Here is a 24,215-nt window from a genome sequence, read left to right on the forward strand (position 1 = left end):
TCGGGCGCCGCTTGCGGGCGGCGCCGTACACACCTATGGGAGAGCGAACATGCGCTTGATTCAATTTGCCAGCAGCACCGGCCAGCGTCAGGTCGGAGTGATCGAAGAGCAGCAAGTGCGAGTATTGCGCAACACCTCCAGCACCCGTGAACTGGCTCTGGCGGCGATCCGCAACCAGCGCAGCCTGCAGCAGGAAGCGCAGCTGCGCGGCAGTGATCCGGGACCGGACTATGCACAGCTGTTGCAGCAGGGCCGGGTGCTGCCGCCCCTGGACCATGAGGACCCGGCCCATTGCCTGATCAGCGGCACCGGCCTGACCCACCTGGGCAGTGCCTCGGCCCGGGACAAGATGCACCAGCATGACGGCGAGGTCGAAGCGGGCATGACCGACACCATGCGCATCTTCAAATGGGGCCTGGAAGGCGGCAAGCCCGAGGCCGGGCAAGTGGGGGCCCAGCCGGAATGGTTCTACAAGGGCGACGGCAGCATTGTCGTGCGTCCCGGCGGCGATTTTCCGCTGCCGCCGTTTGCCGAGGATGGGGGGGAGGAACCGGAGCTCACCGGCCTTTATGTGATCGGTGACGATGGACTGCCGTACCGCGTCGGTTATGCCCTGGGCAACGAGTTCTCCGACCATGTGATGGAGCGGCGCAACTACCTGTACCTGGCCCACTCGAAGCTGCGCTACTGCGCCTACGGCCCGGAATTGCGGGTCGGCGAACTGCCCCGGCACCTGGTGGGCCGCAGCCGCATTATCCGCAACGCTGAAGTGCTCTGGGAAAGGGAGTTTCTCAGCGGTGAGGACAACATGTGCCATAGCCTGGCCAACCTCGAATACCACCACTTCAAGTACGCGCAGTTCCTGCGTCCCGGCGACGTCCATGTGCACTACTTCGGCACCGCCACCCTGTCCTTTGCCGACGGTGTACGCACGCGCCCCGGCGACCGCTTCCAGATCAGCCTCGAAGCCTTCGGCGCGCCCCTGGAAAACACCATCGGTGCAAGCGTCCAGCCCTTGGCCATCGGCCAGGTACGGGCCCTGTAAATCTTCAACCACCGGCCTCTGGCGCCGGTCAAGGAATTCTCATGACTCGCTTGTCTGGACACAACTACATTGGTGGCGCCCGCAGCGCTCTGGGCGAGGTGCAGTTGCACAGCCTGGATGCCAGCAGTGGCCAAGCCCTGCCGGGAAGCTTCTTTCAGGCGACCGCGGCGGAAGTGGATGCCGCGGCCCGGGCCGCGGCGCTGGCCTACCCGCTGTACCGCAACCTCAGCGCCGAGCGGCGTGCGCAGTTTCTCGATGCCATTGCCGATGAACTGGACGGCCTCGGGGATGATTTCATCGCCACTGTCTGCCGGGAAACTGCCTTGCCCGCCGGGCGCATTCAGGGCGAGCGAGGGCGTACCAGCGGCCAGTTGCGTTTGTTCGCCAGGGTCCTGCGTCGGGGCGACTTCTATGCTGCACGCATCGATCGCGCCTTGCCCCAGCGCCAGCCGCTGCCGCGCCCGGACCTGCGCCAGTACCACATCGGCCTGGGCCCGGTGGCGGTGTTTGGTGCCAGCAACTTCCCCCTGGCGTTCTCCACCGCCGGTGGCGACACCGCTGCGGCCCTGGCCGCCGGTTGCCCGGTGGTGTTCAAGGCCCACAGCGGGCACATGGCGACCGCCGAGTGGGTGGCGGACGCGATCATCCGCGCGGCACAGCGCAGCGGGATGCCCGCCGGAGTGTTCAACATGATCTACGGAGCCGGGGTCGGGGAGTGGCTGGTCAAGCACCCGGCGATCCAGGCGGTGGGCTTTACCGGCTCCCTCAAGGGTGGCAATGCCTTGTGCCAGATGGCCGCGACCCGGCCGCAGCCGATCCCGGTGTTCGCCGAGATGTCGAGCATCAACCCGGTGATCCTGCTGCCGGAGGCTCTCAGGGTCCGGGGTTCGCAGATCGCCGCCGAACTGGCGGGTTCGGTGACCTTGGGTGCGGGTCAGTTCTGTACCAATCCTGGCCTGATCATCGGCCTGCGCTCGCCGCAGTTCAGCGCCTTTCTCCAGCAGTTCAGCACGCAGATGGACCAGCAGGCGCCGCAGACCATGCTAAACAGCGGCACGCTGGTCAGCTATTGCCAGGGGCTTGCAGCCTTGCACCAGCATCCACGTCTGCGGCACCTGGCGGGGCGGCCACAGCAGGGCGCCCAGGCACAGGCTCAGCTATTTCAGGCCGATGTCAGCCTGTTGCTGGAGGGCGATGAACTGCTTCAGGAGGAAGTCTTCGGCCCGGCCAGCATCGTCATCGAAGTGGCGGATCAGCGTGAACTGGCGGCGGCCTTGCAGGGGCTGCGTGGGCAACTGACCGCGACCTTGATCGGCGAGGAACAGGAACTGCTGGAGCATCGCTGGCTCAGTGAGGTCTTGCAGGAAAAGGTCGGCCGGCTATTGCTCAATGGCTATCCGACCGGGGTCGAAGTCTGCGATGCGATGGTTCACGGCGGGCCTTATCCGGCAACGTCGGATGCCCGTGGCACCTCGGTGGGCAGCCTGGCGATCGCGCGCTTCCTGCGCCCGGTATGTTTCCAGAACTACCCGGACGCGCTGCTGCCTGAAGCCCTGCGCAATGCCAACCCGCTGGGTATACGACGCCTGGTGGACGGAGAAATGAGCAACGCCACGCTTTGACCCTGGGCGGCCGCAACAGGCCTTGAGCAGATGCCGGCAGCCTGTTTCAGGCTGCGGCCTTTGCCGCCGGCCTTAGCACCAGCCACAGCGCGGCGGCAATCAGCGCGCCGCCATACAGGTGGGCCATGGACAGCGGCTCGTTCAGCAGCAACGCGCCCCACAGTACGCCGAATGGCGGGATCATGAAGGTCACAGTCATCGAACGCACCGGGCCGATGGCGCTGAGCAGGCGGAAATACAGCACGTAGGCAAACGCGGTGCAGCCCAGCCCCAGCCCCAAAAGCGATAGCCATACGCTCCAGCCACCCCAGCTGGGGGGCGGCTGGCTGATGGCGTTGTAGGCGAACAGCGGCAACAGCAGCAGGGTCGCTCCCAGCATGCTGCCCAGGGCCGACAGGCGGCTGTCCAGGCCGCCGGCCTGGTCCAGCCAGCGTCGGGCGAGGAACCCGGCGAAGCCGTAGCAGGTGGTGGCCATCAAGCAGGACAGGGCGCCCAGCAGCAGGTCTCGGTCGAAGGCCACGGGGCCGGCGCGGGTCAGGATGCCGACGCCGAGCAGGCCCAGGCAGACCCCGGCGAATTTGCTCGGGGTCAGGCGTTCATGGAAAAACAGGCCGCCGATCAGCACCCCCATCAACGGCGTGGTGGCATTGAAGATCGCCGAGTAGCCGGCGGGCAGCACCTGGGCCGCCACCGAGTACATCGTCGCGGGTATCCCGGAGTTGATCACCCCGAGCAGCAGCACGGTCTTGAGCTTGCCGCGAAAGTTCCAGTCGACCCGCATCAACGCCAGCATCACCAGCAGCCCGAGCGCGGCGATGGACACCCGGAAGAAGGCCGTGGGCACGCTGCCCAGCACCGGGGCGATGATGCGCATGAACAAGAAGCTCGCGCCCCAGATGGCGGCCAGCGACAGCAGGCGCAGCAGATCGACAGGTTTCACAGGAGGTTCCTTGGGTTCGGGGCGAGGGATCTTGCCCAGCGTGGCCGGGCATGGCAAACCTTATTGGCGCACGGGGCGAAGAAAACCCGCACCCCGATTGTTGCGTTCAATCCTGCGTTGCAGAGGCCTGGAGACAGAGCGACCGCCGGGTCATTTTTCGGCGTACATCCCAACACAAAAATACGCTTCTCTTCACCTCGTTTCACTGGCTAAGCTCTGGCATCGTAAATTCCCGCAGAGGTCTCTTTATGTCGCAGTCATGGCCCGCCGCCGATATCGCTCGAATGATCCTCGATGGCTTCGACGACTACCGCGAGCACTTTCGCCAGATCACCGACGGTGCCCGGCAACGCTTCGAGCAGGCGCAGTGGCAGCAAGCGCAAAAGGCCTCGGCAGCGCGGATCAACCTGTATGAAGAGAAGGTGGGCGAGACCGTGGCGCGTCTGCACCAGGCCTTCAGCACCGAGTCGCTGATGGATGTCAGCCAGTGGCCACTGGTGAAAAGCGCCTACATCAGCCTGATCGACCTGCGCTTTGACGATGAGCTGTCCGAGACCTGGTACAACTCGATCTTCTGCGGCCTGTTCAGCCACGACCTGATCAGCGACGGCTGCATGTTCATCCACACCACCCGACCCAGCCTGCGCCGGGCCCGGGCCGCGCAGACCCGCAGCTACAAGCCCCAGGGCGAACTGGCGACGATGCTCGAACAGGTATTCGCCGACTACCGCTTCAGCGAGGACTACGCCGACCTGCCGGGGGACCTGCGGCGCCTGGAGGCGCAATTGCGGGAGAACCTGCCGGACTGGGTGTGCAAGGACCCCGAACTGACCCTGGAACTGTTTTCCTCGGTGCTCTACCGCAACAAGGGCGCCTACCTGGTGGGGCGTATCTTCACCCATGAAGAACAGTGGCCGCTGGTGATCCCGCTGCTGCACCGCGAAGGCCGGGGGATCCAGATCGACGCGCTGATCACCGACGAGGCGGACGTCTCTATCATCTTTTCCTTCACCCGTTCCTACTTCATGGTGGACGTGCCGGTGCCGGCGGAATTCATCGGCTTCCTCAAGCGCATCCTGCCGGGCAAGCACATCGCCGAGCTGTACACCTCCATCGGTTTCTACAAGCACGGCAAGTCGGAGTTCTACCGTGCCCTGATCAACCACCTGGCCAGCACCGACGATCGCTTCATCATGGCTCCCGGGGTGCGCGGCATGGTCATGAGCGTGTTCACCCTGCCGGGCTTCAACACCGTGTTCAAGATCATCAAGGACCGCTTCTCGCCGTCGAAGAACGTCGACCGGGCCACGGTGATCGAGAAATACCGGCTGGTGAAAAGCGTGGATCGGGTGGGCCGCATGGCCGATACCCAGGAGTTCGCCGACTTCCGCTTCCCCCTGAGCAAGTTCGACCCGGCGTGCCTTGAGGAACTGCTGGAAGTGGCGCCCTCCACGGTGGCGGTGGAAGGCCAAACTGTACTGATCCGCCACTGCTGGACCGAGCGGCGCATGACCCCGCTCAACCTCTACCTGGAGCATGCCAACGAAGCCCAGGTGCGCGAGGCCCTGGAGGACTACGGCCTGGCGATCAAGCAGCTGGCGGCGGCCAACATCTTCCCCGGCGACATGCTGCTGAAGAACTTCGGCGTCACCCGCCATGGCCGGGTGGTGTTCTATGACTACGACGAAATCTGCTTCCTCACCGAAGCCAACTTCCGCCACATTCCGGCCCCTCGTACCCCGGAAGATGAAATGGCTTCCGAACCCTGGTACTCCATCGGCCCCCACGACGTGTTCCCCGAGGAGTTCCCGCCGTTCCTGTTCGCCGATGCCGGCCAGCGCAAGCTGTTCGACCAGCTGCACGGCGAGCTGTACAACGCCGATTACTGGAAGGGCCTGCAGGAGGCCATCCGCGCCGGCAAGGTGATCGATGTCTTCCCTTACCGGCGCCAAGGCCTGGAAGACGAATAAATAGACGTGCAGGAGCCGGTTTGCCGGCAAAGGCGCCCTCACTGGCCCCTTCGCCGGCAAGCCGGCTCCTACGTATTGCATGGACTTTTCTGCGACAATCGCGCCCTGCCTAAATAGACGACCCTTGCGTACCTGATGACTGACGAATCGCCTGCAATCGACCAACTGCTGAAAAACCTCGATCAAGCCATGCTCGGCGACCGTCACCGGTTGCGCCGGCAGTTGCTCGAACTGCGCAAGAAGCCAGACGAGGCCAAGCTCGCCCAGTGGCTCGAGCGCATGCAGGCTTCCTGCAACCTGGTGACGGCGCGGCGCCAGAGCGTGCCGCAGATCCGCTATGACGACAGCCTGCCGATTGCCGCCAAGCGCGACGAGATCAAGGAGGCGCTGCTCAAGCATCAGGTGCTGATCATTGCCGGCGAGACCGGCTCGGGCAAGACCACCCAGTTGCCGAAGATCTGCCTGGAAATCGGTCGTGGCCAGCATGGCCTGATCGGCCATACCCAGCCCCGGCGGATTGCCGCCCGCAGCGTGGCCAGCCGAGTCGCCGAAGAGCTGGCCACGCCCCTGGGCTCGCTGGTGGGCTACCAGGTGCGCTTCGAGGACCAGAGCGATTCCAGCACCCTGATCAAGCTGATGACCGACGGCATCCTGCTGGCGGAAACCCAGAACGATCGCTACCTGGAACGCTACGACACGATCATCGTCGACGAGGCCCACGAGCGCAGCCTGAACATCGACTTCCTCCTCGGCTACCTCAAGACCCTGCTGCCGCGGCGCCCGGACCTGAAGGTCATCATCACCTCGGCGACCATCGACCTTGAGCGCTTCTCCAAGCACTTCGATAACGCGCCGATCGTCGAGGTCTCCGGCCGTACCTTCCCGGTGGAAACCTGGTATCGCCCGTTGACCCTGGAACAGGACGAGGAGGGCAACCGGGTCGAGGACGACCTCACGGTGGACCAGGCGATCCTCGCCACCCTGGATGAAATCGCCGCCCATGAACGCAGTGAAAGGCGCAGCCCCGGGGACGTGCTGGTGTTCCTGCCCGGCGAGCGGGAGATCCGCGACGCCGCGGAGATGCTGCGCAAGGCCCAGCTCAAGCACACCGAGATCCTGCCGCTGTACGCGCGCCTGTCGCCGGCCGAACAGCAGCGCATCTTCCAGTCCCACCCGGGCCGCCGCGTGGTGCTGGCCACCAACGTCGCCGAAACCTCGCTGACCGTGCCGGGCATCCGCTACGTGATCGACAGCGGCACTGCGCGCATCAGCCGCTACAGCTACCGGGCCAAGGTCCAGCGCCTGCCCATCGAGGCGATTTCCCAGGCCAGCGCCAACCAGCGCAAGGGCCGTTGCGGCCGGGTCGAACCGGGGATCTGCGTACGCCTGTACAGCGAGGAAGATTTCCTCGGCCGGCCGGAATTCACCGACCCGGAGATCCTGCGTACCAACCTGGCGGCGGTGATCCTGCAGATGCTGCACCTGCGCCTGGGGGAAATCACCGCCTTCCCGTTTATCGAGCCGCCGGATGGCAAGGCCATCAGCGACGGTTTCAACCTGCTGCAGGAACTCTCGGCAGTCGATCGCAACAGCCAGCTGACACCACTGGGCCGGCAACTGGCGCGCCTGCCGGTGGATCCGCGCATGGGCCGCATGCTGCTGGAAGCGGCCAAGCTCGGCAGCCTCCAGGAAGTGCTGATCGTCGCCAGCGCCATGTCGATCCAGGACCCCCGCGAGCGTCCGCCGGAGCGCCAGCAGGCCGCCGACCAGGCCCACGCCCAGTGGAAGGACGTGGATTCGGACTTCGCCGGGCTGGTCAACCTGTGGCGCGGCTTCGAAGAACAGCGCCAGGCCCTCACCGCCAGCCCGCTGCGCAACTGGTGCCGCAAGAATTTCCTGAACTACCTGCGCCTGCGCGAGTGGCGTGATTCGCACCGGCAATTGAGCCTGATCTGCCGCGACCTGCAACTGAGCCTGAACAAGGAGCCGGCGGACTACCCGAAACTGCACAAGGCGGTGCTGGTAGGCCTGCTCAGTCAGATCGGCCAGAAGACCGAAGACGGCGACTACCTGGGGGCCCGCCAGCGGCGCTTCTGGATCCACCCGTCCTCGGGCCTGGGCAAGAAGCGCCCGCAATGGCTGATGACCGCCGAGCTGGTGGAAACCACCAAGCTCTATGCGCGCATGGTGGCCAAGATCGAGCCGGACTGGATCGAGCCCCTGGCCGGCCATCTGGTGAAGAAGAACCACTTCGAGCCCCATTGGGAGAAGAAGCGCGGCCAGGTAGTGGCCTACGAGCAGATCACCCTGTTCGGTCTGATCGTGGTCGGCCGCCGGCCAGTGCATTACGGCCCGGTGGACCCGGTGGTATCCCGCGAGCTGTTCATCCGCGAGGCCCTGGTGCGTGGCGAAATCCAGTCCAAGGCCAAGTGCCTGAGCGCCAACACCCAGTTGCTGGAACAGCTCGATGCGCTGGAGGCCAAGGCCCGGCGCCGCGACATCCTGGCCGACGAGGAAACCCTGTTCGCCTTCTACGACGCGCGCCTGCCAGCGGAGATCCACCAGACCGCGACCTTCGACAGTTGGTACCGGGTGCACAGCCAGAAGAACCCGCAGTTGTTGATCATGCGCGAGGAAGACGTGCTCGCCCGCGAGGCCAGCGAGGTCACCGCCAAGCAGTACCCGGACACCCTGCATATCGGTGACCTGGAACTGGCCCTGAGTTACCACTTCGAACCCAACCATCCCCGGGACGGCGTGACCCTGCGGGTGCCGGCGCCGCTGCTGCCGGCACTGCCCGCCGAACGCCTGGAATGGCTGGTGCCGGGGCTGATCGAGGCCAAGTGCATCGCCCTGGTGCGCAACCTGCCCAAGGCCCTGCGCAAGAACTTCGTGCCGGTGCCGGACTTCGTCAAGGCCGCCCTGCAGCGCATGGTCTTCGCCGAGGGCTCCTTGCCCCAGGCCCTGGGCCGCGAGCTGCTGCGCATGACCGGTGCCCGGGTCAGCGACGAGGCCTGGAGCGAAGCCGAACAACAGGTGGAAAGCCACCTGCGGATGAACCTGGAAGTCGTCGACGCCCAGGGCAAGTTCCTCGGCGAAGGCCGCGACCTGGCCGAACTGACCGCGCGTTTCGCCGAAGCCAGCCAGGCTGCCCTGGCGGTGCCGCAGACTGCCAAGAGCCAGCAACCGGTGCAAGCCAAGGTATTTGCCGCGGTGGCGGAAAAGACCCAGCAGAAGATCGCCGGGCTGTCGATGACGGTGTACCCGGCCCTGGTGGAGGAGGCGGGTACGGTCAAGGAAGGGCGCTTCTCCACCGCTGCCGAAGCCGAGTTCCAGCATCGCCGGGCCTTGCAGCGCCTGCTGTTGCAGCAACTGGCCGAGCCGGCCAAGTTCCTGCGGGGCAAGTTGCCGGGCCTTACCGAGCTGGGCCTGCTGTACCGCGAACTGGGCCGGGTCGATGCGCTGGTGGAGGACATTCTCCTGGCCAGCCTCGACAGTTGCATTCTTGAAGGCGAGGCCGTGCTGCCTCGGGATGGCGCGGGCCTGGCCTCCCTGGCCGAGCGCAAGCGTGGTGCCTGGACCGAGCACGCCGAGCGCCTGGCACGCCTGACCCTGGAGATCCTCAAGCTCTGGCACGGCCTGCAAAAGCGCTTCAAGGGCAAGATCGACCTGGCCCAGGCCGTGGCCCTCAACGACATCAAGGCCCAGCTGGCGAACCTGGTATACCCGGGCTTTGTCCGGGAAACCCCGGCCCTGTGGCTCAAGGAGCTGCCGCGTTACCTCAAGGCCGTGGAACTGCGCTTCGAGAAACTCGGCAGCCAGGTGCAGAAGGACCGGGTCTGGAGCAGCGAGCTCACGGGCCTGTGGAGCCAGTACCAGACGCGGGCCCAGAAGCATGCCCAGGAAGGCAAGCGCGACCCGCAGCTGGAGCTGTACCGCTGGTGGCTGGAGGAGTACCGGGTGTCCCTGTTCGCCCAGCAGTTGGGGACCAAGGTGCCGATTTCCGACAAGCGCCTGAGCAAGCAGTGGAGCCTGGTCGACGCCTGATCTAAAGCCCTTCGCAGGCGCTGGCGTGCCAGCGAAAGCGCCGCCAGGGGCGGCACAGGGTTGACTCCGTCGATCTTGCAGTTGCGGCGAAATGGCGGAGGTTATGGCAAACTCCGCCGTCATAAATGCCGGCCCCGGCTTTCTGCATCGCAGGCAGCCTGGGCGGATCGGAATAAAGCGATGCCAGAAACGGCTCCCTTGGCGGGAGTCGTCCCTTTACGGTTTGGCACGTGAGTGCCAATACCTTCTGCCTCAACACATTAGAGGAACGACCGTGCACAACGTCGTCATCAGCGGCACCGGCCTGTTTACCCCGGCCAACAGCATCTCCAACGAAGAGCTGGTGGAATCGTTCAATACCTACGTCCACCAGTTCAACAGTGACAACGCTGCCGCCATCGAGCGCGGCGAAGTGCAGGCCCTGACCGAATCCAACGCCGCCTTCATCGAAAAGGCCTCGGGCATCAAGAGCCGCTTCGTCATGGACAAGGACGGCATCCTCGACCCGCAGCGCATGGCTCCACGCCTGCCGGAACGCTCCAACGACGAATGGTCGGTACTCTGCCAGATGGCCGTGGCCGCCGCCGAGCAAGCCCTGCAGCGGGCCGGCAAGACTGCCGCCGACATCGACGGGGTGATCGTCGCCTGCTCCAACCTGCAGCGCGCCTACCCGGCCATCGCCATCGAAGTCCAGGCCGCACTGGGCATCCAGGGTTTTGGCTTCGACATGAACGTGGCCTGCTCCTCGGCGACCTTCGGCATCCAGGCGGCCTGCAACAGCGTGCAACTGGGCCAGGCCCGGGCGATCCTGATGGTCAACCCGGAAGTCTGCACCGGGCACCTGAACTTCCGTGACCGCGACAGCCACTTCATCTTCGGCGACGCCGCCACCGCGGTGGTCATCGAGCGAGCCGACCTGGCCACCTCCGAGCACCAGTTCGACATCGTCAGCACCAAGCTGCTGACCCAGTTCTCCAACAACATCCGCAACAACTTCGGCTTCCTCAACCGCGCCGCGGAAGAGGGTATCGGTGCCCGCGACAAGCTGTTCGTCCAGGAAGGCCGCAAGGTATTTCGCGATGTATGCCCGATGGTGGCCGAGCTGATCGCTGCGCACCTGGAAGAAAACCAGCTCAACGTCAGCGACGTGAAGCGCTTCTGGCTGCACCAGGCCAACCTCAGCATGAACCACCTGATCGTCAAGAAGCTCCTGGGCCGCGAAGCCTCGGTGGAAGAAGCGCCGGTGATTCTCGACACTTACGCCAACACCAGTTCGGCGGGTTCGGTGATTGCCTTCCACAAGTACCAGGACGACCTGGCCAGCGGTTCCCTGGCCGTGCTCAGCTCCTTTGGCGCCGGTTATTCGATCGGTAGCGTGTTGCTGCGCAAGCGTTGATTCAGGGTTGGGGTGTGGCGTCGGGCGGGATTGGCGCGTCACACCCCCTCAAACCTGCATGATTGAACGAGGCACGAATGGCCGCTGCTGATGACACGCAACTGCTAGAGCGCCTGTTGGCGGGCGAACAAAAGGCTTACAAGGAACTGGTCGGCACCTACCAGAGCGCCATGCGCGCCGTGGCCTACGCCATTGTCGGCAACCGCCACGCCGACGAAGTGGTACAGGACGCCTGGCTGTCGGTGGTGCGCAACCTGGCGGGTTTCCAGGGGCGTTCCAGCCTCAAGACCTGGCTGCTGACCATCACCGCCAACGCGGCCAAGAGCCGCTACAAGCAGAACCGCCGGGAAGTGTTGCTCGACGATCTGCCGGCGCCCCATGGCACCGTGGGTGATGAGCGTTTCTCCTCCAGCGATGGTCACTGGCTGGTGGCGCCTTTCGCCTGGCACGAAGACACCCCGGAGGCCCTGCTGACCGAGTCCGAACTGCGTGACTGCCTGGAGCACACCTTGCTCAGCCTGTCGGAGTTGCAGAGCAGTGTCCTGCTGTTGCGCGAACGCCAGGGCCTGGAGCTGGAAGAGATCTGTAACCTTTTGGGGCTCACGCTCTCCAATGTCCGGGTACTGCTGCACCGGGCGCGTCTGAAGGTCTTCGCCACCGTGGAGCATTTTGAGGAAACCGGCCAATGCTGACCTGCAAGGAACAAGTGGCACGATCCAGCGATTATCTCGATGGCCAGTTGAGCTTTCGCGAGCGCTTGATGGTGCGCCATCATCTGTTGTTCTGCCCCAACTGCCGGCGTTTCATTCGCCAGATGCGCCTGCTCCAGGCCACCTTGCGGGTGCTTCCGGAGCCGCCCCTGGAAGGTCTCGACGAACTGGCCGAGCGTCTGGCCGCCGAGCGCCAGAACCACCGCTGATCCTGCCTCCCCCATGGCTCGGTAGCCGCTGTCGAGCCCCGGCGAGGCTGCGAAAAGGCCCGCAGGGCCTTGCTTGACGGTCTCCCGCCGAACCTCCAGCGCCCTCAGGATCGCGGCGTCTCCTACGGAGCCGTTCGCCGCCTCGCCGGGGCTCGACGGCTACAGACGCCACATGAAACTGTCATCCGATCAAAGGTGACAGTGTTCTTGTGTCCCCCTATTCCCCCGCAAAACCCAGGGCAAAGGCTCTAGTACAGGCTTTTTGCCTTATTTCATTTCGAAGTAAAAAAGTTCCCCTGTAATCAAATCTTTATCTATCAGCAACCCGGCTGAAATAACCCCTCGCCAAGATTCCCACCCAACACCAGCGGGCCAACCCCGCGTGTTTTCCAACGCTACAGACCACCAATTAGGGGAACTCTTCGATGATCCGTAAGCACTTCGCCGGTTTTGCCGCCAGCGCCCTGGCCCTGGCAGTAACCGCCCAGGCTTTCGCTGGCACCGTCACCACCGACGGCGCCGATATCGTAGTCAAAACCAAGGGCGGCCTTGAGGTTGCTACCACCGACTCCGCGTTCAGCTTCAAGCTGGGCGGTCGTCTGCAAGCCGACTATGGCCGTTTCGACGGGTTCTACACCAAGAATGGTGACAGCGGCGACGGCGCGTACTTCCGCCGCGCCTATCTGGAATTGGGCGGCACCGCCTACAAGGATTGGAAATACCAGATCAACTACGACTTCTCCCACAACTCGGGCACCGCCGATGACGGTTACTTCGACGAGGCGTCCATCTCCTACGTCGGCTTCAAGCCGGTGACCCTGCGCGCCGGCCGCTTCGACGAAGACTTCGGCCTGGAGAAGGCCACCAGTTCCAAGTGGGTCACCGCCATGGAGCGTAACGCCGCCTACGAGCTGGCCGACTGGGTCAACTCCCACGAGAACGGCATGGGCCTGCAGGCCAGCTCGGTGGTCGCCGACATGGCCTACCTGTCCGGCAGCGTGGCGGCCAAGGATATCAACGACAAGGACGGCGACAGCGTCAAGCAGTTCAACGCGCGTGCCGTGTTCGCCCCGATGCACGAGACCGGCAACGTCCTGCACTTCGGCCTGGACTTTGCCAGCCGTGATGTGAGCGACACCGCTTTCGACTCGCGGATCCGCCCACGCCTGGGCGTGCGTGGTATCGCCACCAACGGCGGCAACGATGCCGGCACCAACGGCAACCGTGCCACCTTCGGCGGCGGTGCCGGCCTCAACGCGTCGAGCCAGACGGCCGTTGGCGCCTATGACAATGACCGGGTGTTCGGCGGTGAATTCGCCTTCGCCACCGGCCCGTTCTCGGCCCAGGCGGAATACCTGACCCGCAAGCTGCAGGCCGACAGCAACGCCTACAAGGACGTCAAGGCCACCGGTTTCTACGGCCAACTGGCCTATACCCTGACCGGCGAGGCCCGGGTGTACAAACTCGACGGCGCCAAGTTCGACACCATCAAGCCCGAGAACAAGCAGTACGGTGCCTGGGAAGTGTTCTACCGCTACGACAACATCAAGGTCGATGACAAGAACGTCGTAGCCGCCACCGCCACCCGTGACGTCGGCGATGCCAAGGCCACCATGAACACCATCGGGGTCAACTGGTACGCCAACGAGGCGATCAAGATTTCCGCCAACTACATCAAGGTCAACACCGACAAGATCACCAACAACGTTGGCGATGACAGCGGCGATGCCCTCGTAGCCCGTGTGCAGTACGTGTTCTAACGCTGTTGCAACACCCAGGTAGAGCTCTTTCTCATCCGTTATAGCTCCTCTCGTTTTTAACCCCGCCCCGGCGGGGTTTTTTTTGCCCGCTGAACGGGCGCCTCTCAAGGGCAGGCGGTTTCGTGCAGGTACAGCCACTGCGCCGCATCGCCCTGCACGCGAATGATCGCCAGGGACAGGCGCGCGCTTTCGACCTGGCCCAGGCGGTGGGTTTCCTTGTAGTGGATCGCCGCGCTCTGGCCTTCCTGCCACACACAGCGCACCTGGCTGATGCTGATTTCCAGACCGGGGCGTTGGCCCAGGCCTTCGCGAAACAGCTGTTCCACCTGCTCGCGGCCGACCATGGCGCCGCCGGTGGTGACCATCTGGAAGTCTTCGGCGAACAGCCCCAGCAAGGGATCGATGCAGGCCTCGGCATCCCCGCGCTGGTTGGTGAAGACGCTGTGAATCAGTTGGTGAATCCAGTGCACGCTGTATTGCGCCTGTCTAGCGATCGAGTTGGGCATGGGAGGCCTCGGGTGGTGGGAGTCGGTTCAGGGTCAACAGGGGTAGCAGGCCGGCTGCGGCGGCCAGCAAAAGGCTCAGGTGGTAGGCGCCGGTGACGCCCCGATAACCCAGCAGCAGGTTGTAGAGCATCAACAGTAAGGCCGCGCCGAGGCTGAAGGCCATCTGCCGGTTGATGTTCCAGATCACGCTGGCCTTGTGCGTATCGGCGCCGTCGAAGTCCAGCAGGGCGGTGGTCTGCGCGGTATTGGCACCGGCGCCGCCGCCCAGGCCCATCAGCAGGTAGGCCAGGCTGATCAGGGGCAGATCGGCCAGCGAATCGACCCCGTACAGGCTGGCGATGCCGGCGCTGTGCAGCACCAGGGCGATGGCGAACAGCCGTGCGGCGCCCAGGCGATTGTACAAACGTCCGCAGGCGAGCATCGCCAGCAGTGCGCCGGCGGCATACAGCAGCATGAACATGCCGCTGTGCTGGGCGCTCAGGTGCAGGCTCTCCTGAAGGAAGAACAGGCTCAGCAGATTGACCCCGGTGAAGACCCCGGGGATCGCGTGATAGATAGCCACCGACAGGCCCAGGCGCGGATTTTTCAGCAGCCGCAGTTCGACGATGGGCCGGGCGCAGGCCCGACAGTGACGCCGGTAGCACTCGGCCAATAGCAGGCCGGCAACCAGGCCCGGTGCGGCCTGATGGGCCGGGTAGCCGCTGCCGTACAGCGACATGCCGAGCAACAGGCAGCCCAGGCTCGCAGTCACCAGCAGCAGGCCGCGCAGGTCCGGGCGCGGCGGTGGCGCCGAGCGCTCGGCGTTGATCCAGTACCAGGACAGCAACGCCGCCAGCAGCGACAGCGGCAGGCTGGCGAAGAACACCCAGCGCCAGGAACTGTGGTCGACAATGGCCCCACCCACCGTGGGCGACAGCGCTGGCGCCAGTAGCGCCACGGCCATCACCAGGGTGGAGATCCGCGCCCGTTGCGTGCCCTGGAACAGGTTGAAGGTCAGTGCCTGCCCCAGGGGAATCAGCAGGCCGCCGGCCATGCCCTGGACCAGCCGCCAGAACACCAGTGGCATGAAGCTGTCGGCCAGCCCGCACATCAGCCCGGCAACGCTGAACAGCAGCATCGAGGCGCAGAGCACCTGGCGGTTGCCGAAACGCGCCGCGAGCCAGGTGCTGATGGCGATCACCAGGGTCAGGCCGAGGATGTAGGCATTGGCGACCCAGGCCACGGCGGCGCTGGACACTTGCAGTTGGGCGGCGATAGTGGGCAGGGCCACCGCCGACATGAAAATGTTGACGCAGTCGATGAAGAATCCGAGAAGGAATACCACCGCCACTTTGTATCTGTAAGTCATGCCGTCTCCCTTTTGGCGCGCAGCTTAGGGAGCTTGGGGGCAGGGTGTCGAGGTGCCTATACTTGACGCATTGTTTAATGGGATTTGACAGTGAGCGAAAATTTTCACGGCCAGCTGCACCGGGTACAGACCTTTCTTGCGGTGGTGGACTTCGGCTCATACACCCGCGCCGCGCAGTACCTGGGCATCAGCAAGGCCATGGCCAGCCTGCACATAAAGGCCCTGGAGCAAGCGCTGGCGAGCACCTTGCTGATCCGCACCACGCGGCAGGTGACACTGACCGAGACCGGCCAGGCCCTCTACGACGAGTTCAAGGGGATTGTCGCCAATATCGACACCGCCTTCGACAATGTGCTGCACGGGCGCGACCGGGTCAGTGGCAAGTTGCGCATCAGCTCCACGGCGGAGTATGCCGAGACGTTTGTGTTGCCGATCCTGCCGTTGTTCACCGCGCGTTATCCCGAGGTGCGCCTGAGTTATCACTTCAACTCGTCGTTGAATGATCTGGTGGCGGAAAAGCTCGACCTGGTGATCCGCCTCGGGCACCTGGCGGACTCGGGGTTCAAGGGGCGCCAGCTGGCGGACTACGCCATTGTCCTGGTGGCCAGCCCGGCGCTGCTCAAGGACCGGCAGGTGACGCAGCCTGAAGAGCTCGATGCCTGGCCCTGGATTGGCAACAGCAACCTGGGCGGGCCGCCGGGCTGGACCTTCAGCCATCCGCGCCGTGGCGAGGTGGAGGTCAAGGTCAGCCCCGGGCACGAGTCCAACTCGGCGACGGCGATTCGCGCCATGGCCCTGGCCGGCCTGGGGCTGGCGGTGCTGCCGGAGTGGATGGTCCTCGATGACCTGGGCAACGGGCGGCTGGTGCGGGTATTGCCCGAGTACCGGCTGGCCACGCAGCCGGTGCATGTGCTGTTTCCCAACAGTGCGCACCTGCCGCGCAAGTCCCGGGTGTTCATCGACTTTCTGGCGGAGCACCTGGGGCGCTAGCGCTGCGGCGGTTTCGGTGAACCCGGGGATGGAGGATACTCCCCGGGTTGTTCGATCTGAATTCCGGGGACCCCGATGCCGCTGCAATCCTTGAACAGCCTGTCCGCCGTCGATCCTGCGCAATGGGATGGCCTGCTCAAGGACGGGCAACCCTTTGTGCGCCACGCCTTTCTCAGTGCCCTGGAAGACAGCGGCAGCCTTGGCCCGCGCTCTGGCTGGCAGGCCGAGCACCTGCTGCATGTCGAAGACGGTCGGCTGCTGGCGGCGCTGCCCAGCTATCGCAAATGGCATTCCTACGGCGAATACGTGTTCGATCATGGCTGGGCGGATGCCTGCGACCGGGCCGGAATCGACTACTACCCCAAGCTGCTGACGGCGGTGCCGTTCAGCCCGGTGAGCGGCGCCCGGGTGCTGGCAGCGACCCAGGCAGATGCGCTCGAACTGCTGAAAAGCCTGCCCGGCTACCTGGAGATCGAAGGACTTTCCAGTGCCCATATCAACTTCACCGACGATTTCAGCGACGCGGCCCTGGAGCAGCAACCGGGCTGGCTGCAGCGCCTGGGCTGCCAGTTTCACTGGCAGAACCGTGGCTACCGGGACTTTCAGGATTTCCTCGATGCCCTGAGCTCGCGCAAGCGCAAGCAGATGCGCAAGGAGCGCGAGCAGGTGGCGGGGCAGGGCATTGATTTCCAGTGGCTCGAAGGCCATGAACTGGACCAGGCGCAGTGGGATTTCGTCTATGCCTGCTACGCCAACACCTACGCGGTGCGGCGCCAGTCACCCTACCTGACCCGAGCATTTTTCAGCCTGCTGGCCGAGCGTATGCCCGAAGCGATCCGCGTGGTCCTGGCCAAGCAGGGCGGGCGCCCGGTGGCCATGGCCTTCAGCCTGGTGGGCGGCGACAGTTTCTATGGGCGCTACTGGGGTTGCCTGGCGGAGTTCGACCGCCTGCATTTCGAGACCTGTTTCTACCAGGGCATGGAGTACGCCATCGCCCAGGGGCTGCAGCGCTTCGACGCCGGCGCCCAGGGCGAACACAAGCTGATTCGCGGCTTCGAACCGGTGCTCACCCGCTCCTGGCACTACCTGCGCCATCCCGGGCTGAAGGCTGCGGTGAAGGATTTCCTGCAACAGGAACAGGCCGGAATCCGCGCCTATGCGCAAGAGGCGAGGGACGCCTTGCCCTATCGGCAGGCGTGACCCTCGCCAGCGTTGCTCAGCCGTCTTCCTTGCCCAGCCAGCGATAGACCACGCCGCCGATCACTGCGCCAAGGATCGGCGCCAGCCAGAACATCCACAGCTGCTGCAACGCCCAGCCGCCAACGATCAGCGCCGGTCCGGTGCTGCGGGCCGGGTTGACCGAGGTGTTGGTGACCGGGATCGAGATCAGGTGGATCAGGGTCAGGGCCAGGCCGATGGCGATGGGCGCCAGCCCCGCCGGGGCGCGTTTGTCGGTGGCGCCGAGGATGATCACCACGAACATCAGGGTCATCACCAACTCACAGACAAAACCCGCGGCCATGGAATAGCCGCCGGGGGAGTGTGCGCCATAGCCGTTGGACGCCAGCCCCGAGGCCAGTTCGAACCCCGGCTTGCCGCTGGCGATGAAGTACAGCAGCGCCGCGGCGATTACCCCGCCGATCACCTGCGCGACGATATAGGCCGGCAGTTCCCTGGCCGGAAAGCGTCCACCCACCACCAGCCCGACGGACACCGCGGGGTTCAGGTGGCAACCGGAGATATGGCCGATGGCGAAGGCCATGGTCAGCACCGTCAGGCCGAAGGCCAGGGCGACCCCGAGCAGGCCGATACCGACGTTGGGAAAGGCCGCCGCCAGCACGGCGCTGCCGCAACCGCCCAGGACCAGCCAGAACGTACCGAGCAATTCGGTGACAGAACGTTTGAACAAAGACATGAGAGAGTCCTTGATAGGTCAACCTATCAACGCGATACAACTGTTATGCATCCCGCAGGTTAACTACAGGTTCCGCTCCGGAACCTAGGCTGAGTACAGCAGGCTTTCGGCGCAATTCCACTCGCCCATGAAAAACGCCAGGGCCCCCTGAAACCGGGGGCTCTGGCGCATTGTGCGGCAACTTTCTGTAGCGGCTACAGAGGCTCAGTCGATGCCGACGAAGCCTCCGGTCTGGTGCTGCCACAGGCGCGCATACAGGCCGCCGTGGGCCAGCAGTTCGGCGTGGGTACCGGTCTCGGCGATGCGCCCCTGTTCCAGGACCACCAGGCGGTCCATGCGGGCGATGGTGGAGAGGCGGTGGGCGATGGCGATCACGGTCTTGCCTTGCATCAGGGTCTCCAGGCTTTCCTGGATCGCCGCTTCCACTTCCGAGTCCAGGGCCGAGGTGGCTTCGTCCATGATCAGGATCGGCGCATCCTTGAGCAGCACCCGGGCAATGGCGATGCGCTGGCGCTGGCCGCCGGACAACTTGACCCCGCGCTCGCCGACATGGGCGTCGAAGCCGGTGCGGCCCTGGGCGTCGGACAACAACGGGATGAACTCGTCGGCACGAGCCTTGCGCACTGCTTCCCAGAGTTCCTCGTCGGTGGCGTCGGGGCGGCCGTAGAGCAGGTTGTCGCGGATCGAGCGGTGCAGCAGCGAGGTGTCCTGGGTGATCATGCCGATGCGTTCGCGCAGGCTTTCCTGGGTTACCCCGGCGATGTCCTGGCCGTCGATGAGGATCTTGCCGCCCTGCAGGTCGTAGAGGCGCAGCAGCAGGTTGACCAGGGTTGATTTGCCGGCCCCGGACGGGCCGATCAGGCCGATCTTCTCCCCCGGGCGGATTTGCAGGTTGAGGTCGCTGATGACCCGATTGGCCTTGCCGTAGTGGAATTCCACATGTTCGAAACGCACGCCGCCCTGGGCCACCGCCAGCTTCGGTGCCTGCTCGCGGTCGGTGAGTTGCAGGGGCTGGGCGATGGTCTTCAGGCCGTCCTCGACCATGCCGATGTTTTCGAAAATGCCGTTGATCACCCACATGATCCAGCCGGACATGTTGACGATGCGGATCACCAGCCCGGTCGCCAGGGCAATGGCCCCGGCGCTGATCAGCGACTGGCTCCACAGCCACAGGGCCAGGCCGGTGGTGCCGGCGATCAGCAGGCCGTTGAGGCTGGTGATGGTCACGTCCATGGCGGTGACCACGCGCCCGGCCAGCTGGCTCTTTTCGGTCTGCTCGGCGATCGCCTCGCGGGCGTAGCTCTGCTCGAAGTGGGTGTGGGCGAAGAGCTTGAGGGTGGTGATGTTGGTGTAGCCGTCGACGATTCGCCCCATCAGCTTGGAGCGGGCGTCGGAGGCGTCCACCGAGCGCTTCTGGATGCGTGGCACGAAGTAGCGCATGGCACCGATGAAGCCGGCGATCCACAGCAGCAGCGGGATCATCAGGCGCCAGTCGGCGTCGGCGAACAGCACCAGGGAACCGATGGCGTAGATGGTCACGTGCCACAGGGCATCGATCACCTGCACCGAGGAGTCCTGCAGCGAATAGCCGGTCTGCATGATGCGCTGGGCGATGCGCCCGGCGAAGTCGTTCTGGAAGAAGTTCAGGCTCTGGCGCAGCACGTAGCTGTGGTTCTGCCAGCGGATCAGGCTGGTCATGCCAGGGTTGATGGTCTGGTGCATCAGGAGGTCGTGCAGGCCCACCATCAGGGGCCGGAACAGCAGCGCCACCACCGCCATCCAGGCCAGTTCCAGGCCGTGGTCGGTGAACACCTGGACGCTGGGGGTGCCCTGGGCCAGGTCGATGATGGTGCTCAGGTAGCTGAACAGCGACACCTCGATCAGGGCCACGAACAGGCCCACCACCAGCAGGGCGACGAAGCTCGGCCAGACTTGCTTGATGTAGTGGAAGTAGAAGGGCAGGACCCGGTTGGGCGGGGTGGCGCTGGGAGCGTCGCGGAAGATGTCGATCAGTTGTTCAAAACGACGAAAGAGCATGGGGTCTGAAGCCCGGGGTACGGGCTCTCCTGTGCAGAAAACGGACGGGGCGCCGGGTAGGGCGCCGCCGTCGGGACAGGCTGCGAAGTATCAGTCGATACGCTTGGCCGACTTGATCAGTACCGGGTCGATCGGCACGTTCTGCATGCCCTGCTTGGTGGTGGTCTGGGAGTTGACGATCTGGTCCACCACGTCCATGCCGCTCACCACCTTGGCGAATACGGCGTAGCCGGCATCGCGGCCCGGGTCGAGGAAGGCGTTGTCGGCGACGTTGATGAAGAACTGGCTGGTGGCCGAGTTGGGGTTGGAGGTGCGGGCCATGGACAGGGTGCCACGCACGTTATGCAGGCCGTTGGAGGCTTCGTTCTTGATCGGGTCGCGGGTGTCTTTCTGCACCATCTGCGCGGTGAAGCCACCGCCCTGGACCATGAACCCCGGGATCACCCGGTGGAAGATGGTGTTGGTGTAGAAGCCGCTGTCGACGTAGTCGAGGAAGTTCTTGCTGGAGATCGGTGCCTTGACCGGGTCCAGTTCCACTTCGATCTTGCCGAAGCTGGTGTCCAGCAGGACGTGGGGCGCCTTGGCCGGTTGCGCGGCCATCAGGTTGGCCGCGAAGAGTACGGAGCCGGCGACGAGGGCGATTTTTTTCAGCATGGGTCAGTGATCCTGGGTGGTGGTGTCGACTGTGGTCATGAAGTCCAGCAGGGTTTGGTTGAAGCGCTGCGGCTGGTCCAGCGGCGTGGCGTGTCGGGAGTCCTCGATCACCACCAGCCGCGCGTCCGGCAGCAGTTTGACATAAGCCTCCTTGAGCGCCACCGGGGTGTAGTCGCGGTCGGCGCTAACGACCAGGGTTGGACAGGTGATTCGCGACAGACGTTCCTGAACCCCCCAACCGACGATGGCGTCGAAGCTGGCGAGATAAGCACGTTTGTCGTTTTTTGCCCAGCGCTCGGCCATCTTCTGCCGCAGCTCGCCCTGCTCCGGCTTGGGAAACAGCCGCGGGCCCAGGGCCTTGCCGATGGCGCTCGGGCTCAGCACCCGGGCCAGGCTCCAGCGCTTGAACCACTGCCAGTAGTCGTTGGCGCTGCGCAGCTTGACCTCGGGGCCGCTGTTGACGATGCACAGGCTCTTGAGCAACTGCGGCTGGTCCACCCCCAGCTGGAAGCCGATCATGCCGCCCATGGACAGCCCGACGTAGTGGGCCGGGCCCAGGTTCAGGTGCTCGATCAGCGCCACGATGTCGGCGGTGAAGCCTTTGATACTGTAGCGCTCCCGGGGCTTGTCGGAGCGCCCGTGGCCGCGGATGTCCGGGACGATCAGCCGATAGCGGGTCGAGAGCGCGGGGATCTGTTTTTCCCAGTCCAGGGCGCTGGAGCCCAGGCCATGGACCAGCAGCAGGGGGTCGCCCCGGCCGTATTCCTCGTAGTGCAGGGTGCAACCTTCATGCTCGAAATAGGCCATGGCAGAACTCCTGTTCTGGTGGGGTGGCGTCAGGCTTGCTCGGGGGCGGCAAAGGGCGCATCCAGGGGCGCGGTGTCGAAGGTGCGCAGCAGCTCCACGAGGATCTGCGTCGCCGGGCCCAGGGGTTTGTCCTTGTTGGAGTAAAGGTAGAAGGTCGGGTGGCGGCTGCCGCCCTGGTCCAGGGGCAGGACCTTGAGCAGGCCTTCGCGCAGCTCGCGCTCGATCAGGTGCCGGGGCAGCCAGGCAAAGCCCAGGCCGCTGCCGACGAAGGTCGCGGCGGTGGCCAGGCTGCCCACGGTCCAGCGCTGTTCGGCGCCGAGCCAGCCGACATCGCGCGGTTGCTGGCGGCCGGAGTCGCGGATCACCACTTGCAGCTGGCTTTCCAGGTCCTGGAAGTGCAGTTCCCGCTGCAGGCGGTGCAGGGCGTGTTCCGGGTGGGCCACGGCGACGAACTCCACCGAGCTCATCTCGGTACCCAGGTAGCCGGGAATGTTGAAGCCGCTGATGGCCAGGTCGGCCACCCCTTCGAGCAGCACTTCCTCGACCCCGGACAGCACTTCCTCGCGCAGGCGCACACGGCAGCCACGGCTTTGCGGCATGAAGGCGGTCAGGGCGCGTACCAGGCGCGCGTTGGGGTAGGCAGCGTCCACCACCAGCCGCACTTCGGCTTCCCAGCCCTGTTCCATATGGTGGGCCAGGTCTTCCAGCTGGCTGGCCTGCTTGACCAGTTGCCGGGAGCGGCGCAGCAACACGCCGCCGGCTTCGGTGAGCACTGCCTTGCGACCGTCGATGCGCAGCAGCGGCACGCCGAGCTGGTCCTGCATGCGGGCCACGGTGTAGCTGACCGAGGACTGGGACCGGTGCAGCGCTTCGGCGGCCTGGGCGAAACCGCCGTGGTCGACCACCGCCTGCAGGGTGCGCCATTGATCCAGGGTCACGCGGGGCGCTTTCATGAGGGGCTCCTCTTGTCCTAAGCTGGCGCTCCTTACTGGAGACTGCCGAATGAGAAAATTCTGTTGTGTGTTGCTGGCTCTGTTGCCCTTGAGCGCCTGGGCCTATCCCATCGAAGTCGAGAAGCAGCTCAACGGCCAGAGCATCGATTACACGGCCTATGACACCGATGAAGACATCGGCTCCATCCAGTTGAACAACTACGGCAAGAGCGATGCGCTGTGCTCGGTGGTGTTTCGCAATGGCCCCGAAGCGCCGCGCACCCGCAAGGTGGAAGTCGCCGCAGGGCAGAGCAAGAACGTTACCGCCAAGTTCAATCGCAAGATCATCAAGCTGCGCCTGGACCTGACCTGCCAGGCCAAATGATCGAAGTGGGCCCGGCCCGGCCGGTTGCTGCAGGGCTGGCTCCGCTTATAAACGAATTTGTTGATTGGTTATAGCAGTTATTTGCGCTTTTTCATCGATATCGCTCTGTTTAATCTGCGCTCCATCGACTTACGCATACCCCGATGGAGATTTGTGCCATGTCCCGCGTCCTGATCATTGAAAGCAGTGCCCGCCAGCAGGATTCCGTATCCCGCCAGTTGACCCAGACCTTTATCCAGCAATGGCAAGCCGCCCACCCGGGTGATTCGATCACGGTACGCGACCTGGCCCGCAACCCGGTGCCGCACCTGGATGCCAACCTGCTGGGGGGCTGGATGAAACCCGCCGAGCAGCGCAGCGCCGCCGAGCAGGACTCCCTGCAACGCTCCAATGAATTGACCGAGGAATTGCTGGCCGCCGACGTCCTGGTCATGGCCGCGCCGATGTACAACTTCGCCATTCCCAGCACCCTCAAGGCCTGGCTCGACCACGTACTGCGCGCCGGGGTGACCTTCAAGTACACCGACACCGGGCCCCAGGGCCTGCTCACCGGCAAGCGTGCCTACGTGCTTACTGCCCGCGGCGGTATCTACGCCGGCAGCACCGCGGACCACCAGGAACCCTACCTGCGCCAGGTGATGGGCTTTATCGGCATCCACGATGTGGAGTTCATCCACGCCGAAGGCCTGAACCTGGGGGGCGATTTCCACGAGAAGGGCCTGAACCAGGCCAATGCCAAGCTGGCCCAGGTGGCCTGAGCCGCGACTCTTGAGCCCAGGCGCCGCTCAGCGAAGGGCAGGGCGGCGCCGTTAATCCGCAGATAATCCACCGGTGTTCAAGTAGCGCCTGCGCATCCCCCTTCAAGCCGGTTCGCGCATCGAACCTCCCTTTGTACTGGTTGCTCCTTCAGTACCGACGCCCGATTGCACGCCTAGCGAGATC

Annotated in this window: 20 protein-coding genes; 12 read left to right on the forward strand and 8 right to left on the reverse strand. The window is 64.6% G+C overall.

Annotated elements, in window-relative coordinates; genetic code table 11:
- Nucleotides 1–49 precede the first annotated feature (49 nt).
- Together araD1 and AC1RGE_RS15040 are read left to right on the forward strand one after the other, a co-directional pair.
- Nucleotides 50–1,045: an AraD1 family protein gene (gene araD1 / locus AC1RGE_RS15035; RefSeq protein ID WP_492182428.1), complete on the forward strand. Its 996-nt coding sequence runs from the start codon at nucleotides 50–52 to the stop codon at nucleotides 1,043–1,045.
- 41 nt (nucleotides 1,046–1,086) lie between these two features.
- Entirely contained in the window at nucleotides 1,087–2,667 is a 1,581-nt protein-coding gene (locus AC1RGE_RS15040; RefSeq protein WP_492584564.1) for an aldehyde dehydrogenase (NADP(+)), read from the forward strand.
- A 46-nt stretch (nucleotides 2,668–2,713) separates the two neighbouring features.
- Here the strand turns inward: AC1RGE_RS15040 and AC1RGE_RS15045 are convergent, their stop codons facing one another.
- Nucleotides 2,714–3,607, reverse strand: a complete 894-nt coding sequence (locus AC1RGE_RS15045) for a DMT family transporter (RefSeq protein ID WP_011059867.1) — start codon at nucleotides 3,605–3,607, stop codon at nucleotides 2,714–2,716.
- 248 nt (nucleotides 3,608–3,855) lie between these two features.
- Between AC1RGE_RS15045 and aceK the strand changes: the two genes are divergently transcribed.
- From aceK to AC1RGE_RS15075, 6 genes are all read left to right on the forward strand, one after another.
- Nucleotides 3,856–5,577 carry a bifunctional isocitrate dehydrogenase kinase/phosphatase gene (gene aceK / locus AC1RGE_RS15050; protein ID WP_011059868.1) on the forward strand — a complete coding sequence of 574 codons (1,722 nt, stop codon included), beginning with the start codon at nucleotides 3,856–3,858 and terminating at the stop codon, nucleotides 5,575–5,577.
- A 135-nt stretch (nucleotides 5,578–5,712) separates the two neighbouring features.
- Nucleotides 5,713–9,624 (forward strand): ATP-dependent RNA helicase HrpA, encoded by a 3,912-nt coding sequence (gene hrpA, locus AC1RGE_RS15055; protein WP_492584566.1) that lies wholly within the window; start codon nucleotides 5,713–5,715, stop codon nucleotides 9,622–9,624.
- Nucleotides 9,625–9,898: 274 nt separating this feature from the next.
- Nucleotides 9,899–11,020, forward strand: coding sequence for a beta-ketoacyl-ACP synthase III (locus AC1RGE_RS15060; RefSeq protein WP_019093329.1), 1,122 nt, complete (start codon nucleotides 9,899–9,901; stop codon nucleotides 11,018–11,020).
- Between the two features lie 77 nt (nucleotides 11,021–11,097).
- On the forward strand, nucleotides 11,098–11,712 hold the full coding sequence (locus AC1RGE_RS15065; protein WP_011059871.1) for an RNA polymerase sigma factor: 615 nt from the start codon (nucleotides 11,098–11,100) through the stop codon (nucleotides 11,710–11,712).
- On the forward strand, nucleotides 11,706–11,939 hold the full coding sequence (locus AC1RGE_RS15070; RefSeq protein ID WP_011059872.1) for an anti-sigma factor family protein: 234 nt from the start codon (nucleotides 11,706–11,708) through the stop codon (nucleotides 11,937–11,939). Before AC1RGE_RS15065 ends, AC1RGE_RS15070 begins: the two co-directional genes overlap by 7 nt.
- 425 nt (nucleotides 11,940–12,364) lie before the next feature.
- Nucleotides 12,365–13,699 (forward strand): OprO/OprP family phosphate-selective porin, encoded by a 1,335-nt coding sequence (locus tag AC1RGE_RS15075; RefSeq protein ID WP_011059873.1) that lies wholly within the window; start codon nucleotides 12,365–12,367, stop codon nucleotides 13,697–13,699.
- Nucleotides 13,700–13,803: 104 nt separating this feature from the next.
- Here AC1RGE_RS15075 and AC1RGE_RS15080 read toward each other — a convergent pair whose 3' ends face one another.
- Nucleotides 13,804–14,205, reverse strand: coding sequence for a nuclear transport factor 2 family protein (locus AC1RGE_RS15080; RefSeq protein ID WP_026019998.1), 402 nt, complete (start codon nucleotides 14,203–14,205; stop codon nucleotides 13,804–13,806).
- Nucleotides 14,186–15,553 (reverse strand): MFS transporter, encoded by a 1,368-nt coding sequence (locus AC1RGE_RS15085; protein WP_103290538.1) that lies wholly within the window; start codon nucleotides 15,551–15,553, stop codon nucleotides 14,186–14,188. Before AC1RGE_RS15085 ends, AC1RGE_RS15080 begins: the two co-directional genes overlap by 20 nt.
- A gap of 84 nt (nucleotides 15,554–15,637) precedes the next feature.
- On the opposite strand from AC1RGE_RS15085, the gene AC1RGE_RS15090 reads away from it, so the two are divergent.
- Complete coding sequence (locus AC1RGE_RS15090) at nucleotides 15,638–16,543, forward strand: LysR family transcriptional regulator (RefSeq protein ID WP_053149641.1); 906 nt, start codon at nucleotides 15,638–15,640, stop codon at nucleotides 16,541–16,543.
- Nucleotides 16,544–16,618: 75 nt separating this feature from the next.
- Nucleotides 16,619–17,743, forward strand: coding sequence for a GNAT family N-acetyltransferase (locus AC1RGE_RS15095; protein ID WP_011059877.1), 1,125 nt, complete (start codon nucleotides 16,619–16,621; stop codon nucleotides 17,741–17,743).
- Between the two features lie 16 nt (nucleotides 17,744–17,759).
- On the opposite strand, the gene aqpZ is transcribed toward AC1RGE_RS15095, so the two are convergent.
- From aqpZ to AC1RGE_RS15120, 5 genes are all read right to left on the reverse strand, one after another.
- Nucleotides 17,760–18,458, reverse strand: coding sequence for an aquaporin Z (gene aqpZ / locus AC1RGE_RS15100; RefSeq protein WP_011059878.1), 699 nt, complete (start codon nucleotides 18,456–18,458; stop codon nucleotides 17,760–17,762).
- 204 nt (nucleotides 18,459–18,662) lie between these two features.
- Nucleotides 18,663–20,495: an ABC transporter ATP-binding protein gene (locus tag AC1RGE_RS15105; RefSeq protein ID WP_492584568.1), complete on the reverse strand. Its 1,833-nt coding sequence runs from the start codon at nucleotides 20,493–20,495 to the stop codon at nucleotides 18,663–18,665.
- 90 nt (nucleotides 20,496–20,585) lie between these two features.
- Entirely contained in the window at nucleotides 20,586–21,149 is a 564-nt protein-coding gene (locus AC1RGE_RS15110; RefSeq protein WP_011059880.1) for a peptidylprolyl isomerase A, read from the reverse strand.
- 3 nt (nucleotides 21,150–21,152) lie between these two features.
- A complete protein-coding gene (locus tag AC1RGE_RS15115; RefSeq protein WP_072443297.1) occupies nucleotides 21,153–21,956 on the reverse strand; it encodes an alpha/beta fold hydrolase in 804 nt (267 codons plus the stop codon).
- Between the two features lie 29 nt (nucleotides 21,957–21,985).
- Nucleotides 21,986–22,909, reverse strand: a complete 924-nt coding sequence (locus AC1RGE_RS15120) for a PA3225 family LysR-type transcriptional regulator (protein WP_011059882.1) — start codon at nucleotides 22,907–22,909, stop codon at nucleotides 21,986–21,988.
- Between the two features lie 49 nt (nucleotides 22,910–22,958).
- On the opposite strand from AC1RGE_RS15120, the gene AC1RGE_RS15125 reads away from it, so the two are divergent.
- Nucleotides 22,959–23,273, forward strand: a complete 315-nt coding sequence (locus AC1RGE_RS15125; protein WP_011059883.1) for a hypothetical protein — start codon at nucleotides 22,959–22,961, stop codon at nucleotides 23,271–23,273.
- Between the two features lie 158 nt (nucleotides 23,274–23,431).
- Nucleotides 23,432–24,031, forward strand: coding sequence for an FMN-dependent NADH-azoreductase (locus tag AC1RGE_RS15130; RefSeq protein ID WP_011059884.1), 600 nt, complete (start codon nucleotides 23,432–23,434; stop codon nucleotides 24,029–24,031).
- Nucleotides 24,032–24,215 lie beyond the last annotated feature (184 nt).

This window comes from Pseudomonas sp. GW823-FHT02C05 (genome assembly GCF_058797595.1).

Coding starts and splice junctions, on each gene's coding strand:
- araD1 (WP_492182428.1), top strand. CDS start 50: ATGCGCTTGATTCAATTTGCCAGCAGCACCGGCCAGCGTCAGGTCGGA.
- AC1RGE_RS15040 (WP_492584564.1), top strand. CDS start 1,087: ATGACTCGCTTGTCTGGACACAACTACATTGGTGGCGCCCGCAGCGCT.
- aceK (WP_011059868.1), top strand. CDS start 3,856: ATGTCGCAGTCATGGCCCGCCGCCGATATCGCTCGAATGATCCTCGAT.
- hrpA (WP_492584566.1), top strand. CDS start 5,713: ATGACTGACGAATCGCCTGCAATCGACCAACTGCTGAAAAACCTCGAT.
- AC1RGE_RS15065 (WP_011059871.1), top strand. CDS start 11,098: ATGGCCGCTGCTGATGACACGCAACTGCTAGAGCGCCTGTTGGCGGGC.
- AC1RGE_RS15070 (WP_011059872.1), top strand. CDS start 11,706: ATGCTGACCTGCAAGGAACAAGTGGCACGATCCAGCGATTATCTCGAT.
- AC1RGE_RS15075 (WP_011059873.1), top strand. CDS start 12,365: ATGATCCGTAAGCACTTCGCCGGTTTTGCCGCCAGCGCCCTGGCCCTG.
- AC1RGE_RS15080 (WP_026019998.1), bottom strand. CDS start 14,205: ATGCCCAACTCGATCGCTAGACAGGCGCAATACAGCGTGCACTGGATT.
- AC1RGE_RS15085 (WP_103290538.1), bottom strand. CDS start 15,553: ATGACTTACAGATACAAAGTGGCGGTGGTATTCCTTCTCGGATTCTTC.
- AC1RGE_RS15095 (WP_011059877.1), top strand. CDS start 16,619: ATGCCGCTGCAATCCTTGAACAGCCTGTCCGCCGTCGATCCTGCGCAA.
- aqpZ (WP_011059878.1), bottom strand. CDS start 18,458: ATGTCTTTGTTCAAACGTTCTGTCACCGAATTGCTCGGTACGTTCTGG.
- AC1RGE_RS15105 (WP_492584568.1), bottom strand. CDS start 20,495: ATGCTCTTTCGTCGTTTTGAACAACTGATCGACATCTTCCGCGACGCT.
- AC1RGE_RS15110 (WP_011059880.1), bottom strand. CDS start 21,149: ATGCTGAAAAAAATCGCCCTCGTCGCCGGCTCCGTACTCTTCGCGGCC.
- AC1RGE_RS15115 (WP_072443297.1), bottom strand. CDS start 21,956: ATGGCCTATTTCGAGCATGAAGGTTGCACCCTGCACTACGAGGAATAC.
- AC1RGE_RS15120 (WP_011059882.1), bottom strand. CDS start 22,909: ATGAAAGCGCCCCGCGTGACCCTGGATCAATGGCGCACCCTGCAGGCG.
- AC1RGE_RS15125 (WP_011059883.1), top strand. CDS start 22,959: ATGAGAAAATTCTGTTGTGTGTTGCTGGCTCTGTTGCCCTTGAGCGCC.
- AC1RGE_RS15130 (WP_011059884.1), top strand. CDS start 23,432: ATGTCCCGCGTCCTGATCATTGAAAGCAGTGCCCGCCAGCAGGATTCC.